The organism is Burkholderia sp. CCA53 (assembly GCF_001685525.1).
GTDB classification, from domain to species: domain Bacteria; phylum Pseudomonadota; class Gammaproteobacteria; order Burkholderiales; family Burkholderiaceae; genus Burkholderia; species Burkholderia multivorans.
The window spans coordinates 1,700,212-1,714,996 of the sequence record NZ_BDDJ01000001.1 but is presented as its reverse complement, the minus strand read 5'-3'; the positions used below and the strand labels follow the sequence as shown (position 1 = coordinate 1,714,996).

The following is a 14,785-nucleotide window of genomic DNA, read 5'->3' as shown; positions in this document are numbered from 1 at the left end:
GGTAGCGGTTCAGCGGACCTTCACGCCGTCGAGCTCCGGCTTCGGCGGCGGGAATTCCAGCTTCATGTCCGTCATCGTGCGCAGCAGCAGCTCGGCGATCATCACGTTGCGATGCGTCTTCGAGTTCGCCGGAATCACGTACCACGGCGCATGCTCGACCGACGTCGCCGCGAGCGCGTCGCGGTACGCGTCCTGGTATGCATCCCAGTGCTTGCGCGCGTCGAGATCGGCGATGTCGAACTTCCAGTGCTTGGTCGGATCGTCGATGCGCGCCTGCAGCCGTTCGCGCTGCTCGTCCTTCGAGATGTGCAGGAAGCATTTGACGATCGTCGTGCCGTTCTCCGCGAGCATCGTCTCGAAATCGCGGATCTGCCGGTAGCGGCGCTCGCATGCCTTGTCGTCGATCGTGCCGAGCACGCGCGGCACCAGCACGTCCTCGTAATGGCTGCGGTTGAAAATGGCGAGCTCGCCCGCGGCCGGCACCTGCGCGTGCACGCGCCACAGGAAGTCGTGCGCGGCCTCGATCGGCGTCGGCGCCTTGAACGGCACGATGCGCAGCCCGAGCGGATCGACGTCGCGGAACACCGCACGCACGGTGCCGTCCTTGCCGCTCGTGTCCATCCCCTGCAGCACGAGCAGCACGCGCTTTTTCTGCTGCGTGTGCAGCCGCTCCTGCTGCACGTCGAGCTCGGTCGATACGATCGACAGCCGTTCGCGGTCGGCATCCTTGGAGCCCGACGAAAACGGCTTCGCCGACGGATCGAACGCGTCGAGCCGGAATGCGGCGCCATCCTTGCCGTGCTTGAAGTACGGCACGCGGAAATCGTCGAGCGACGGTTGTTTCGCCATTCGTTCCTCCTTGTACGACGCGGCGCGCGGGCGCTCGCATCGAAACGCGACGGGCCGCGCCGAACAGGTTCGGCAGCGGCCCGTCGTCAGGCGCGGTTCAGGCGCGCGGTCATGTTCAGCCGAGCTTCTTCTTCAGCAGTTCGTTGACCTGCTGCGGATTGGCCTTGCCCTTGGTCGCCTTCATCGCCTGGCCGATCAGCGCGTTGAACGCCTTTTCCTTGCCCGCGCGGAATTCCTCGACCGACTTCGCATTCGCCGCGAGCACCTCGTCGATGATCGCCTCGAGCGCGCCGGTGTCGGAGATCTGCTTCAGGCCCTTCGCGTCGATGATGCGATCGGCCGCACCGTCGTCGCTCGCCTTCTCTTCCCACATCGTCGCGAACACTTCCTTCGCGATCTTGTTCGAGATCGTCCCGTCGGCGATACGCTGCAGCAGCAGCGCGAGCTGCGCGGCCGACACCGGAATCGCGTCGATGTCGATGCCGTCGCGGTTCAGCTGCGACGACACGTCGCCCATCAGCCAGTTCGCGGCGATCTTCGCGTTCGCGGCGCCCGCCTTCGCGACGACGGCCTCGAAGTACGCGGCCATCGCCTTCGTCGACGTCAACACGCCGGCGTCGTACGCGGACACGCCATATTGCTCGACGAAGCGCTGCTGCATCGCGGCCGGCAGCTCGGGCATCCCGGCCTGCACGCGCTCGACCCAGTCGCGGCCGATCACGAGCGGCATCAGGTCCGGATCGGGGAAGTAGCGGTAGTCGTGCGCGTCTTCCTTGCTGCGCATCGAGCGCGTCTCGCGCTTGTCCGGATCGTACAGACGCGTTTCCTGCACGACCTCGCCGCCGTCCTCGATCAGCTCGATCTGGCGGCGCACTTCGTAGTTGATCGCTTCCTCGAGGAAGCGGAACGAGTTCAGGTTCTTGATCTCGGCGCGCGTGCCGAACTTTTCCTGGCCGACGGGACGCACCGACACGTTCGCGTCGCAGCGGAACGAGCCTTCCTGCATGTTGCCGTCGCAGATGCCGAGCCACACGACGAGCGCATGCAGCGCCTTCGCGTAGGCCACGGCCTCGGCCGCGCTGCGCATTTCCGGCTCGGTGACGATCTCGAGCAGCGGCGTGCCCGCGCGGTTCAGATCGATGCCCGTCATGCCGGCGAAGTCTTCATGCAGCGACTTGCCCGCGTCTTCCTCGAGGTGCGCGCGGGTCAGGTTGACCGTCTTCTCGTACGCCGGCTTGCCGGCCTTCTCGTTGGCCGGCACCTGGATCGTGATCGCGCCGCCCTGCACGACCGGAATCTCGTACTGGCTGATCTGATAGCCCTTCGGCAGATCGGGATAGAAATAATTCTTGCGCGCGAAGATGCTGCGCGGCGCGATGGTCGCGCCGATCGCGAGGCCGAAGCGGATCGCCCGCTCGACCGCGCCGCGGTTCAGCACCGGCAGCACGCCCGGCAGCGCGAGGTCGACCGGGCAGGCCTGCGTGTTCGGTTCCGCGCCGAACTGCGTCGAGGCGCCGGAGAAAATCTTCGAGACGGTCGACAGTTGCGCGTGCGTCTCGAGACCGATGACGACTTCCCATTGAGTCATATGCTTACACCCCTGCCGGAACTTGCTTGTGCCAGTCGGTCGCGCGCTGGAACGCGTCGGCGACCTGCAGCATCCGGGCTTCGTTGAAATAGTTGCCGATGATCTGCAGGCCGACCGGACGCTTCGCATTCGCGCCCGCGCCGAAGCCGCACGGCACGCTCATGCCCGGCAGGCCGGCGAGGCTCACCGACAGCGTGTAGATGTCCGCGAGATACATCTGCACCGGATCGTCGCCCTTCGCGCCGAGGTCCCACGCGACCGTCGGCGACGCCGGCCCCATGATCACGTCGCAGGACTTGAATGCTTCCTGGAAGTCGTTCGCGATGATGCGGCGGATCTTCTGCGCCTGCAGGTAGTACGCGTCGTAGTAGCCGTGCGACAGCACGTACGTGCCGACGAGAATGCGGCGCTTCACCTCGGGCCCGAAGCCCTCGGCCCGCGACTTCTTGTACATGTCGAGCAGATCGCCGTACTGCGCGGCGCGATGGCCGAAGCGCACGCCGTCGAACCGCGACAGGTTCGACGACGCCTCGGCCGGCGCAATCACGTAGTAGACCGGAATCGACAATTCCGTTTTCGGCAGCGACACCGGCACGAGCGTCGCGCCGAGCGCCTCGTATTGCTTCAGCGCCGCGTCGATGGCCGCGCGCACGTCGTCGGCGAGACCGTCGCCGAAATACTCGTTCGGCAGGCCGATGCGCAGGCCGGCGAGCGGTTTCGCCGCATCGTTGCCCGCGGCCCACGGCTGGCCGAGGTGGCGCGTGAAGTCTTCGTCGTCGCGCTCGAGGCTCGTCGAGTCGCGCTCGTCGAAGCCGGCCATCGCGTTGAGCAGCAGCGCGCAGTCGGATGCGCTCTGCGCCATCGGGCCGCCCTGGTCGAGCGACGACGCGAACGCGATCATGCCGTAGCGCGACACGCGGCCGTAGGTCGGCTTGATGCCGGTCACGCCCGCGAACGACGCCGGCTGGCGGATCGAGCCGCCGGTGTCGGTGCCGGTCGCGGCCGGCGCGAGACGCGCGGCCACCGCGGCCGAGCTGCCGCCCGAGCTGCCGCCCGGCACCGCGTTCGTGTCCCACGGGTTCTTCACCGCGCCGAACGCGGAATTCTCGTTCGACGAGCCCATCGCGAACTCGTCCATGTTGGTCTTGCCGAGCGTGACCATGCCGGCCGCCTGCAGGCGGGCGACGACGGTCGCGTCGAACGGGCTCTCGTAGTTGGCGAGCATCTTCGAGCCGGCGGTCGAGCGCCAGCCGCGCGTGACGAACACGTCCTTGTGCGCGATCGGCAGGCCCGTCAGCGGCCCGCCCGCGCCGCGCGCGAGTTCGGCATCGGCGGCCTTCGCCTGCGCGAGGGTGAGCTCCGGCTCGACGTGGACGAACGCGTTCAGGTCGCGCGCGGCGTCGATCCGTTTCAGATAGTGCTGCGCGAGCTCGACGGCCGAGCATTCCTTGGCGGCGAGCGCGGCGCGCAGTTCGGTCAGGCTTTTTGCGTGCATGAGGGAGTCTTCCTGGGAATTCTGGGTCGCGCGCGGCGCCATGTGGGCCGGCGCGCTTGTCGTCGAGCGTTTACTCGATCACCTTCGGCACGAGGTAGAGGCCGTCCTGGACGGCCGGCGCCGGACGCTGGTTGTCGTCGCGGTTCACGACTTCCGTGACGGCGTCGTCCCGCAGCCGCTGCGCGACTTCCTGGATCTGTTCGATCGGGTGCGCGAGCGGCGCGATGCCGGCGGTGTCGACCGCCTGCATCTGCTCGACGAGGCCGAAGAATTCGTTGAGCTGGCCGAGCGTGTGCTCGGCGTCGGCGTCGGCCATTTCGAGTCGCGCGAGGTGGGCGATGCGTTTCACATCGGTCAGGGTCAGGGCCATGCGATCACCGGAAAAACAAGGCTGCGCGGCGCGCGAAAGCGGCGCCGCGGCGGGGGTTGAAGGGTGCGATCCCACCCTCAAAAATCGGGGCCGAAGCGGCAAAAATACCGCCCGTTTCGATTCAAATACCGCGAAATTATAAGGTATCATTACGCGTTCGACCCAGACCCGGCAGCCTTTTCCCGCACCGTTTCGCCCCTGCTTTGGCAAGCCGTGCGTGCTTCGTGCGATTTCCGGTAAATATCACTTGCAGCTTCGAGCGCCGCGGCGGCCCGTTCCGCCACGATCCGAGGCTGTTATTTTTTCCGCTGCCGCCCTGAGACCCGTGACGCAGGGCCGGCCCCAGAGCGAGACAGGATTCTGAATGTTCGGTTTTTTGCGCAGCTATTTCTCCAACGATCTGGCGATCGATCTCGGCACCGCAAACACCCTGATCTACATGCGCGGCAAAGGCATCGTGCTCGATGAGCCGTCCGTCGTGTCGATTCGCCAGGAAGGCGGCCCCAACGGCAAGAAGACGATCCAGGCCGTCGGCAAGGAAGCCAAGCAGATGCTCGGCAAGGTGCCGGGCAACATCGAGGCGATCCGCCCGATGAAGGACGGCGTGATCGCCGACTTCACCGTCACCGAGCAGATGATCAAGCAGTTCATCAAGACGGCGCACGAGTCGCGGATGTTCTCGCCGTCGCCGCGCATCATCATCTGCGTGCCGTGCGGCTCGACGCAGGTCGAGCGCCGCGCGATCAAGGAAGCCGCGCACGGCGCCGGCGCCTCGCAGGTCTACCTGATCGAAGAACCGATGGCCGCCGCGATCGGCGCGGGCCTGCCGGTGTCGGAAGCGACGGGCTCGATGGTCGTCGACATCGGCGGCGGCACGACCGAAGTCGGCGTGATCTCGCTCGGCGGCATCGTCTACAAGGGCTCGGTGCGCGTCGGCGGCGACAAGTTCGACGAGGCGATCGTCAACTACATCCGCCGCAACTACGGGATGCTGATCGGCGAACAGACGGCCGAAGCGATCAAGAAGGAAATCGGCTCCGCGTTCCCGGGCTCCGAAGTGAAGGAAATGGAAGTGAAGGGCCGCAATCTGTCGGAAGGCATTCCGCGCAGTTTCACGATCTCGAGCAACGAAATCCTCGAAGCGCTGACCGATCCGCTGAACCAGATCGTGTCGTCGGTGAAGATCGCCCTCGAGCAGACGCCGCCGGAACTCGGCGCCGACATCGCCGAGCGCGGCATGATGCTGACGGGCGGCGGTGCGCTGCTGCGCGACCTCGATCGCCTGCTCGCGGAAGAAACCGGCCTGCCGGTGCTCGTCGCCGAAGATCCGCTCACCTGCGTCGTACGCGGTTCGGGCATGGCGCTCGAACGCATGGACAAGCTGGGCAGCATCTTCTCGTACGAGTGATCGTATAAGCCGTTTCTTGACATGACGCACGCGCGGCGTGGCCGGATCGCTCGTTCAGAACGAACCGCCGCGCCGTTTGCGCGTCTGAGCATCATTTGACCGGTCACCCGCGCCCGGCGCCGACCATGGAATACAGTCCGCCGCCTCTCTTCAAGCAAGGTCCGCCCGCGCTCGCGCGGCTCATCTTCTTCGTCGCCCTCGCCATCGCGCTCCTCGTATCGGACGCGCGCTTCAGCACGCTCGAAATCGTCCGCGGCGTGCTCGGTACCGTGCTGTATCCGCTGCAGCGCGCGGCGCTCGTGCCGCGCGACCTGTTCATGGGCGCCGCCGATCTCGCCGTGACCGGCGCGACGCTGCGCGGCGAGAACGAGCAGCTGCGCAAGCGCAACCTGCAGCTGTCGACGCTCGCGAACCAGGCCGCGATCCTCACGCAGGAGAACGTGCATCTGCGCGCGCTGCTCGCGCTGCGCCAGCAGATCGCCGCGCAGTCGACGCCGGTCGAGATCCAGTACGACACCAGCGATCCGTTCACGCAGAAGATCGTGATCGGCCAGGGCTCGCAGCAGGGCATTCAGGACGGCGCGCCCGTCGTCAGCGAGGACGGCGTGGTCGGCCAGGTCACGCGCGTGTTCCCGCTGCAGGCCGAGGTCACGCTGATCACCGATCGCGATCTCGCGATCCCCGTGCAGGTGCTGCGCACCGGCCTGCGCAGCGTGATCTACGGCACGCCGAAGGGCGATTCGCTCGATCTGCGCTTCGTGCCGACCAGCGCCGATCTCGTCGCCGGCGACGAACTCGTGACGAGCGGGCTCGACGGCGTCTATCCGCCGGGCCTGCCGGTCGCGAAGGTCGTACGCGTCGACAAGCTCGCCGATACCGCATTCGCGCGCGTCACCTGCGCGCCGGTCGCGGCCGTGCGCGGTGCGCGGCAGATGCTCGTGCTGCATTACCGGAACGACATTCCGCCGCGTCCGGCCGATCCCGAGCCGGCCGCGGAGAAGAACGCGAAAGGCAAGAAGGCGGCGAAGGCGGCCGCCGCGAAGGGCGAGAAGGCCGACGCGAGCGGAAAGCCTGCCGACGCGGCCAAGCCGGCCGACGCCGCGCCGCCGGCCGGCGCGCAGCCCGCGCCCGCGAAACCGGCCGCGTCCGGCAAGCCGGGCGGCAACGCCGCGAAGCCGGCGACCGCGCCCTCAGGAGCCCAGCGATGAATCGCCCGCAATACATCCTGCAGCCGGTCAACCCGTATTTCATCGCGTTCAGCCTCGCCGCCGCGTTCCTGCTGAACCTGATGCCGTGGGGCCGCCTGCCCGGCGTGCCCGACTTCGTCGCGCTCGTGCTGCTGTTCTGGAACATCCACCAGCCGCGCAAGGTGGGGATGGGCGTCGCGTTCGCGCTCGGCATCCTGATGGACGTGCACGACGCAGGGCTGCTCGGCGAGCACGCACTCGCGTACACGCTGCTGTCGTACGGTGCGATCACGATCCATCGCCGCGTGCTGTGGATGCCGATCGGCGTGCAGGTGCTGTACGTGACGCCGCTGCTGGTCGGCGCGCAGCTCGTGCCGTTCGTGATCCGCCTGATGATGGGCGCCGCGTTCCCCGGCTGGCGCTATCTGGTCGACGGCTTCGTCGAAGCCGCGCTGTGGCCGCTCGCCAGCCATCTGCTGCTGATGCCGCAACGCCGCCCGGTCGACCCGGACGATACGCGCCCGATCTGACGGACCGCACCTTGATGACCCGCCGCCTCCGCACCCGCCGCGCGCCGCGCCCCGGGGCGGCACCTCGCCCGTGCGCGCGCCGGGCCGACCGACCGTAATCGCATGACCGAATTCAACGACACCCAACAGCAGCTCTCGAAGTTCCGCCTGCGCGTCGCGGCGGCGGGCGTGTTCGTGTTCGTCTGCTTCGGGCTGCTCGCGAGCCGCTTCTTCTATCTGCAGCTGATGCAGCACGGCAAATATGCGCTGCAGGCCGAGGAAAACCGCATCTCCGTCGCGCCGATCGTGCCGAACCGCGGGATCATCACCGACCGCAACGGCGTGATCCTCGCGAAGAACTACTCGGCCTACACGCTCGAGATCACGCCGTCGAAGCTCGACGACACGCTTGAGAACACGATCGACAAGCTGTCGCAGATCATCCCGATCGACGCGCGCGACCGCCGCCGCTTCAAGAAGCTGCAGGAAGACTCGAAGAACTTCGAAAGCCTGCCGATCCGCACGCGGCTCACCGACGACGAAGTCGCGCGCTTCACCGCGCAGCGTTTCCGCTTTCCGGGCGTCGACGTGCGCGCGCGGCTGTTCCGCCAGTACCCGCTCGGCACGACCGCCGCGCACGTGATCGGCTATATCGGCCGGATCTCGAAGCGCGACCAGGACCGGATCGACGCGATGAGCGACGAGAACGACAGCGACCAGGAAACCTACGATCCGCGGCGCGACGCGAACAACTACAAGGGCACCGACTACATCGGCAAGATCGGCGTCGAGCAGAGCTACGAAACGGAGCTGCACGGACTGACGGGCTTCGAGGAAGTCGAGGTGACGGCCGGCGGCCGGCCGGTGCGCACGCTCTCGCGCACGCAGGCCACGCCCGGCGACAACCTCGTGCTGTCGCTCGACATCGGGCTGCAGCAGGTCGCCGAGCAGGCGTTCGCGGGCAAGCGCGGCGCGCTCGTCGCGATCGAGCCGAAGACGGGCGACGTGCTCGCGTTCGTGTCGTCGCCGAGCTTCGATCCGAATTCGTTCGTCGACGGCATCGACCAGCAGACCTGGGACGAGCTCAACAACTCGCCCGACAAGCCGCTCTTGAACCGTCCGCTGCACGGCACCTACCCGCCCGGCTCGACCTACAAGCCGTTCATGGCGCTCGCGGGCCTGACGCTCGGCAAGCGCACGCCGGGCTGGGGCTTCCAGGATCCCGGCTACTTCACGTTCGGCGGCCATACGTTCCGCAACGACGTGCGCTCGGGCCAGGGCTGGGTCGACATGAACAAGGCGATCATGGTGTCGAACGACACCTACTTCTACATGCTCGCGCGCGATCTCGGCGTGAACGCGATCGCGAACTTCATGAAGCCGTTCGGCTTCGGCCAGATCACCGGCATCGACATCCAGGGCGAGGCGCGCGGGATCCTGCCGTCGACCGACTGGAAGAAGAAGGCGTTCAAGAAGGCCGCGCAGCAGAAGTGGTTCGACGGCGAGACGATCAGCCTCGGCATCGGCCAGGGCTACAACTCGTTCACGATCCTGCAGCTCGCGCACGCGACCGCGACGCTCGCGAACAACGGCATCGTCATGAAGCCGCACCTCGTGAAGGAGATCGAGGATCCGATCACGCGCGCGCGCCATCTGACCGTGCCGAAGGAAAGCGGCGTGATCCCGCTGAAGCAGGCCGACATCGACGTCGTCAAGCGCGGGATGGAGAACGTGATCGAGAACCCGTCGGGCACCGCGTACAAGGTGTTCCGCGGCGCGCCGTATCTGGCGGCCGGCAAGACCGGTACCGCGCAGGTGTTCTCGCTGCAGGGCGGCAATTACAAGGGCCACCTGCTCGCCGAGCATCTGCGCGACCACGCGCTGTTCATCGCATATGCGCCGGTCGACCATCCGCAGATCGCGCTCGCGCTGATCGTCGAGAACGGCGGCTGGGGCGCGCAGTCGGCGGGCCCGATCGCGCGGCGCGTGCTCGACTTCTACCTCGTCGAGCGCCAGAACGCGCAGAACGAGGCGGCGGCGGTCGCGGCCGCCGCGTCGGCGACGGAACCCGTGAACGCGCCGGTGATCGGCGACGGATCGAAGCCCGTCACCGTCGCGGCCGGCTTCAAGCCGCTGCCGCAGCCGGTCGTGCCGAACGCGGCCAGTGCGGCGCAGGCGGCGTCCGCTGCGTCGGCAGCCGGCGCATCGGACACGCCCGGCGCCGCAGGCGCGGCCGCTGCAAGCGCCGCGCCGCCGGCCGACGCGAGCGCAGCGGCACCGCTTGCCGCGAGCCTGCCGCCGATGCGCCGCATGCACCGGCCGCACCGGCCGGCCGGCGACGATCCGCGCAAGCCGCCGCAGGACGGGCAGCCGTTCGCGGCCGGCCCGCGCGACGACCACTCTCGTGCCACGGCGGCCGCGGACGCGGCAAACGCCGGCACCGCTCATTAACGGAGAAAGGCATGCAATTCGACAAGCGCGCCTGGCTCGACAAGATCAAGCAGATGTTCGCGGGCTTCGACCGCCCGCTCGCCCTCATCGTGTTCCTGCTGCTGTGCGTCGGGATCGTCACGCTGTACAGCGCGAGCATCGACATGCCGGGCCGCGTCGAGGACCAACTGCGCAACATCCTGCTGACGTTCGTGCTGATGTGGGTGATCGCGAACATTCCGCCGACGACGCTGATGCGTTTCGCGGTCCCGCTCTATACGTTCGGCGTCGCGCTGCTCGTCGCGGTCGCGCTGTTCGGCATGACCAAGAAGGGCGCGAAACGCTGGCTGAACGTCGGCGTCGTGATCCAGCCGTCCGAGATTCTGAAGATCGCGACGCCGCTGATGCTCGCGTGGTACTACCAGCGCCGCGAAGGCGCGCTGCGCTGGTACGACTTCGTCGCCGCGTTCGGGATCCTGCTCGTGCCGGTCGGCCTGATCGCGAAGCAGCCCGACCTCGGCACCGGCCTGCTCGTGTTCGCGGCCGGCTTCTTCGTGATCTATCTGGCCGGCCTGTCGTTCAAGCTGATCGTGCCGGTGCTCGTCGCCGGCGTGATCGCGGTCGGCTCGATCGCCGTGTTCGAGGAGCGCATCTGCCAGCCCGAAGTGCAGTGGCCGCTGATGCACGACTACCAGAAGCACCGCGTCTGCACGTTGCTCGATCCGACGTCCGATCCGCTCGGCAAGGGCTTCCATACGATCCAGGCGGTGATCGCGATCGGCTCCGGCGGCGTGCTCGGCAAGGGCTATCTGAAAGGCACGCAGGCGCACCTCGAATTCATTCCGGAAAAGCACACCGACTTCATCTTCGCGGTGTTCTCGGAGGAATGGGGGCTCGTCGGCGGCCTCGTGCTGCTCACGCTCTACATGGCGCTGATCGCGCGCGGGCTGTATATCGCCGCGCAGGGCGCGACGCTGTTCGGACGGCTGCTCGCGGGCTCGCTGACGCTCGCGTTCTTCGTCTATGCGTTCGTGAACATCGGGATGGTCAGCGGCGTGCTGCCGGTGGTCGGCGTGCCGCTGCCGTTCATGAGCTACGGCGGCACCGCGCTCACGACGCTCGGCATCGCGATCGGGATGATCATGAGCGTCGGCCGCCAGCGCCGGCTGATGAAAAGCTGAGCGCGGGCGGCGCCGGCCGCCCGTGCGCGCGGCGCGCGCTTCTTACTGCGGCGCCGCGTGTGAATCGCCCTGCGCGCCGCTGCCCGCGCCCGGCCCCTGCGCCTTCAGCCGCGCGCTCAGTTCCTGGTATTTCAATTCCGCCGTCTCGTCGCCTTGCGCAGCCGCCGCCGCGTAATAGGCACGCGCGATGTTCAGATCGCGCGTGACGCCGTCGCCGCCGCGCTCGTAGAACGACGCGGTCACGTACTGCGCGGTCGGCTCGCCCGCATCGGCCGCCTGCTTGTACCAGAGGAACGCCTGCCGGTTGTCGCGCGGCGTGCCGCGTCCGTCGAGAAACTGGTTCGCGAGCGACAGCGCGGCCTGCACGTGCCCCTGCTTCGCCGCGCGCAGGAACCAGCGATGCGCTTCGGCCGGATTGCGCGCGACGAATTCGCCGTCGTCGAACATCCGCCCGTACACGTACTGCGCGTGCGACATGTTCGCGTTCGCCGCACGCTTCAGCCAGCGCAGCCCTTCGTCGACGTTCGCCGTCACGCCCTCACCCGTCAGCAGCATCATCGCGTAGTTGAACTGTGCGAGGCGATCGCCGCGCTCGGCCGCGTCATGGAACTGGACGAGCGCCGCGCGATAGTCGCCCGCGTTGTAGTCGGCGATCGCGGACTGCGTCTCGCGCGCCGGTTCCGGCTGCGCATGCGGCGCACGCTGCGCGGCCGCCGCCGCGCATAGCGCGCCGAGGCCGAGCGCCGCCGCCAGCCGCGCGGCGCGCGGTGCCCTACGCGCGGCCCGCCCGCGACACGCGCCCTCGGCCGCGTTCATGACCGCACCTCCTGCAGTGCCTGCCGCGTCGCCCGCAGCAACCAGATCACGTCGGCCGACAGCGCGATCATCCGGTAGCCGGCGTCGCGGCACTGGCGTGCGCTCGCGCTGTCCGACGCGAAGATGCCGACCGCGACGCCCGCCTGCCGGCCGGCCGCGAGCACGCGCGCGATCGCGGATTCGACGTCCGGATGTCGGACGTCGCCGAGATGACCGAGGCTTGCCGCGAGATCGGCCGGCCCGACGAACACGCAGTCGACGCCGGGCGTCGCGGCGATTCGTTCGACCTCGTCGATGCCGCGCGCGGATTCGATCTGCACGATCACCGCGATCTGCGCGTTCGCGGTCTGCACGTAGTCGCGCCGCATCCCGAACGCCGCCGCGCGCACCATGCCGGCCACGCCGCGCACGCCGTCCGGCGACTCGGGCGACGGAAAGCGCGTGAGGCGCACGGCGTGCGCGGCATCGTCCGCCGTCTCGATGCACGGAAACATCAGCGTGCGCGCGCCGGCGTCGAGCGCGCGCTTCACGAGCCACGGCTCGCGGGCCGGCACGCGCACGACGGGCTCGGTCGGCAGGCGCGCGGCGGCCATCGCACGCAGCTGCGAGGCGACGTCGCGGCTGTCGTTCGGCGCGTGCTCCATGTCGATGCAGAGCCAGTCGTAGCCCGCATGCGCGAGCGCTTCCGCCGCCGTGTCGCTCGCGAGCGTCAGCCACAGCCCGTACAGCGGCTCGTCGCCGTCGTGCAGACGTTGTTTCAGGGAATTGGTCAGCGTGCTCATCGATACGGCCTCCCGGCGGACAGGCAATCGAACGGGACAAGCAACGGCAGGGTGTGTCGGTCGCGCACGACGGCGCGACGGGCGGCGCTTCGCCGCCTCACGCAGCGATCATAGCGCGGCGCCGGACGGAATGCGGGTAGGAAAACGCGCAGGGAGGCGCCGCGCACGCTGCGGCGGCCGGACGGACGCGCCGGCCGGCGCACCGGCGGCTCGATGCGGCGCAGATCAGCGGCCTGCGTCGCGCTCGACGTCGGCCCAGCAGTTCGGCGTCTCGTAGAGACGCACGCGCTCGAGGCGCAGGTTCACGCCGTAGTGCGCGTCGTACACGCTCGCGAGGATGTCGAACGCGATCGCGGCGAGATTTTCGACGGTCGGAATGCGGTCGAGCACGACCGTCTTGTGGTCGGCCATCTGCTCGAGGAACGAGCGCACGACTTCGTCGCGCGCGTAGACGAGGAATGCGTGGTCCCACTTGCTGACGAGGTGCTCGACCGCAAGCGCCTTCACGTCGGCGAAATCCATCACCATGCCGCGATCGGGCGCCCCCTCGGTATCGACGAGATCGCCGCGCAGCGTGATTTCGAGCACATAGCGATGGCCGTGCAGGTTCCGGCACTGGCTGCGGTGATCGGGAATGCGGTGGCCCGCGTCGAATTCGAGTTTTCGGGTAATCAGCACGATGTCAAAAAGCCGTGGCTCAGGGAATGTTCAGATATTTGTGCGTCTGCATCGACAGGCGCCACTGCGGATGCCGCTTGCACCAGTCGATCGCGAGCTTCGTGTTCAGGTCGCGCGACGGGCCGTCCATCGGCTGCACCAGAAAATACTCGAAGTCGAGCTTCGCGTAATCGGCGAGCCGCTGGTTGTCCTGCGGGATCACGACCTTCAGCTCGTTGCCCTTCGTGACGACGAGCGGCGCATCGGCCTTCGGGCTCACGCAGATCCAGTCGATCGATTCGAGCACCGGCAGCGAGCCGTTCGTCTCGATCGCGATCTCGAAGCCGGCCGCGTGCAGCGCGTCGACGAGCGGCTGGTCGAGCTGCAGCATCGGCTCGCCGCCCGTGCAGACGACGAAGCGGTGCGCTTCGCCGTCCGGCCACAGGCCCGCGATCGTCGCGACGAGCGCGTCGGCATCCTTGAACTTGCCGCCGTTCTCGCCGTCGGTGCCGACGAAGTCGGTATCGCAGAAGCGGCAGACGGCCTGCGCACGGTCCTCTTCGCGGCCCGACCACAGATTGCAGCCGGCGAACCGGCAGAACACGGCCGGCCGGCCCGCGTTCGCGCCCTCGCCCTGCAACGTGTAGAAAATTTCCTTGACCGCGTAAGTCATCGTCCTTCGTCCGGCTTGCGCCGCTCGTTGTCGATCAGAATCCGTTCATCGGCCCGCGCCGCCCGCACGCCGCGTCACAGCGGCGCTTCGGTCACCCGCTCGCCCTTCAGATACGCTTCGTAGCCGCGCTTGCGCAGCTTGCATGCCGGGCATTCGCCGCAGCCGAAACCCCAGTCGTGCAGTTCCGCACGCTCGCCGACGTAGCAGGTATGCGTCTCGACGCGAATCAGCTCGACGAGCGCCTGGCCGCCGAGCTGCTCGGCGAGCTGCCAAGTCTGCGCCTTGTCGAGCCACATCAGCGGCGTCTCGAGCACGATGCGCGTGTCCATCCCGAGGTTCAGCGCGACCTGCAGCGCCTTCATCGTGTCGTCGCGGCAGTCCGGGTAGCCCGAAAAATCGGTCTCGCACATCCCGCCGACCAGCACGCGCAGCCCGCGACGATACGCGATTGCCGCGGCGATCGTCATGAACAGCAGGTTGCGGCCCGGCACGAACGTGTTCGGCAGGCCGTTCGCAGCCGTCTCGATCTCGATCGCGCGCGTCATCGCGGTATCGCTGATCGCGCCGAGCACCGACAGATCGATCATGTGATCGTCGCCGAGCCGGTCCGCCCACGCGGGGAACTGCCGCTTCAGCGCTTCGCGCACGCCTTCGCGGCACTCGAGTTCGACGCGATGGCGCTGGCCGTAGTCGAAGCCGAGCGTTTCGACCGTCTGGTAGCGTTCGAGGGCCCACGCCACGCACGTGGCCGAGTCCTGCCCGCCGGAAAACAGCACGAGCGCGCCGTCTTTAGCGTCTGTCCGAATCACCGTGATACTCCGTGAATGTATAGGCTCGCGT

14 protein-coding genes are annotated in these 14,785 nt (G+C 67.9%); 5 read left to right on the top strand and 9 right to left on the bottom strand.

The features are described from left to right. Nucleotides 1-9 precede the first annotated feature (9 nt). The 4 genes from BCR55_RS07990 to gatC form a co-directional block, all read right to left on the bottom strand. Nucleotides 10-849, bottom strand: a complete 840-nt coding sequence (locus BCR55_RS07990; protein ID WP_006407210.1) for a polyphosphate kinase 2 family protein — start codon at nucleotides 847-849, stop codon at nucleotides 10-12. Between the two features lie 115 nt (nucleotides 850-964). After that, entirely contained in the window at nucleotides 965-2,437 is a 1,473-nt protein-coding gene (gene gatB / locus BCR55_RS07985; RefSeq protein WP_006407211.1) for an Asp-tRNA(Asn)/Glu-tRNA(Gln) amidotransferase subunit GatB, read from the bottom strand. 4 nt (nucleotides 2,438-2,441) lie between these two features. Beyond that, the gene (gene gatA, locus BCR55_RS07980) at nucleotides 2,442-3,932 is read right to left on the bottom strand and encodes an Asp-tRNA(Asn)/Glu-tRNA(Gln) amidotransferase subunit GatA (RefSeq protein ID WP_006407212.1); all 1,491 of its coding nucleotides are present in this window, start codon (nucleotides 3,930-3,932) and stop codon (nucleotides 2,442-2,444) included. Between the two features lie 70 nt (nucleotides 3,933-4,002). Next, nucleotides 4,003-4,302, bottom strand: a complete 300-nt coding sequence (gene gatC, locus BCR55_RS07975) for an Asp-tRNA(Asn)/Glu-tRNA(Gln) amidotransferase subunit GatC (RefSeq protein WP_006407213.1) — start codon at nucleotides 4,300-4,302, stop codon at nucleotides 4,003-4,005. Between the two features lie 364 nt (nucleotides 4,303-4,666). On the opposite strand from gatC, the gene BCR55_RS07970 reads away from it, so the two are divergent. The 5 genes from BCR55_RS07970 (at nucleotide 4,667) to rodA (ending at nucleotide 11,017) form a co-directional block, all read left to right on the top strand. Beyond that, on the top strand, nucleotides 4,667-5,710 hold the full coding sequence (locus BCR55_RS07970; RefSeq protein WP_004189550.1) for a rod shape-determining protein: 1,044 nt from the start codon (nucleotides 4,667-4,669) through the stop codon (nucleotides 5,708-5,710). A gap of 125 nt (nucleotides 5,711-5,835) precedes the next feature. Beyond that, the gene (mreC, locus tag BCR55_RS07965; RefSeq protein ID WP_006407214.1) at nucleotides 5,836-6,918 is read left to right on the top strand and encodes a rod shape-determining protein MreC; all 1,083 of its coding nucleotides are present in this window, start codon (nucleotides 5,836-5,838) and stop codon (nucleotides 6,916-6,918) included. Continuing rightward, nucleotides 6,915-7,427 carry a rod shape-determining protein MreD gene (gene mreD, locus BCR55_RS07960; protein WP_006401859.1) on the top strand — a complete coding sequence of 171 codons (513 nt, stop codon included), beginning with the start codon at nucleotides 6,915-6,917 and terminating at the stop codon, nucleotides 7,425-7,427. Before mreC ends, mreD begins: the two co-directional genes overlap by 4 nt. A gap of 102 nt (nucleotides 7,428-7,529) precedes the next feature. After that, the gene (gene mrdA, locus BCR55_RS07955) at nucleotides 7,530-9,857 is read left to right on the top strand and encodes a penicillin-binding protein 2 (RefSeq protein WP_053297817.1); all 2,328 of its coding nucleotides are present in this window, start codon (nucleotides 7,530-7,532) and stop codon (nucleotides 9,855-9,857) included. Between the two features lie 11 nt (nucleotides 9,858-9,868). Beyond that, on the top strand, nucleotides 9,869-11,017 hold the full coding sequence (gene rodA / locus BCR55_RS07950; RefSeq protein WP_006401857.1) for a rod shape-determining protein RodA: 1,149 nt from the start codon (nucleotides 9,869-9,871) through the stop codon (nucleotides 11,015-11,017). Nucleotides 11,018-11,059: 42 nt separating this feature from the next. Here rodA and BCR55_RS07945 read toward each other — a convergent pair whose 3' ends face one another. The 5 genes from BCR55_RS07945 to queC all read right to left on the bottom strand — a co-directional run bounded on the left by BCR55_RS07945 (nucleotide 11,060) and on the right by queC (nucleotide 14,754). Continuing rightward, entirely contained in the window at nucleotides 11,060-11,833 is a 774-nt protein-coding gene (locus BCR55_RS07945) for a tetratricopeptide repeat protein (RefSeq protein ID WP_006407216.1), read from the bottom strand. Beyond that, entirely contained in the window at nucleotides 11,830-12,615 is a 786-nt protein-coding gene (locus BCR55_RS07940) for an HpcH/HpaI aldolase/citrate lyase family protein (RefSeq protein ID WP_006401855.1), read from the bottom strand. Before BCR55_RS07940 ends, BCR55_RS07945 begins: the two co-directional genes overlap by 4 nt. A 225-nt stretch (nucleotides 12,616-12,840) precedes the next feature. Further along, nucleotides 12,841-13,293: a 6-carboxytetrahydropterin synthase QueD gene (gene queD, locus BCR55_RS07935; RefSeq protein WP_006401854.1), complete on the bottom strand. Its 453-nt coding sequence runs from the start codon at nucleotides 13,291-13,293 to the stop codon at nucleotides 12,841-12,843. A 19-nt stretch (nucleotides 13,294-13,312) separates the two neighbouring features. Then, nucleotides 13,313-13,945, bottom strand: a complete 633-nt coding sequence (gene queE / locus BCR55_RS07930) for a 7-carboxy-7-deazaguanine synthase (RefSeq protein ID WP_006401853.1) — start codon at nucleotides 13,943-13,945, stop codon at nucleotides 13,313-13,315. 74 nt (nucleotides 13,946-14,019) lie between these two features. Continuing rightward, nucleotides 14,020-14,754 (bottom strand): 7-cyano-7-deazaguanine synthase QueC, encoded by a 735-nt coding sequence (queC, locus tag BCR55_RS07925; RefSeq protein WP_006401852.1) that lies wholly within the window; start codon nucleotides 14,752-14,754, stop codon nucleotides 14,020-14,022. Nucleotides 14,755-14,785 lie beyond the last annotated feature (31 nt).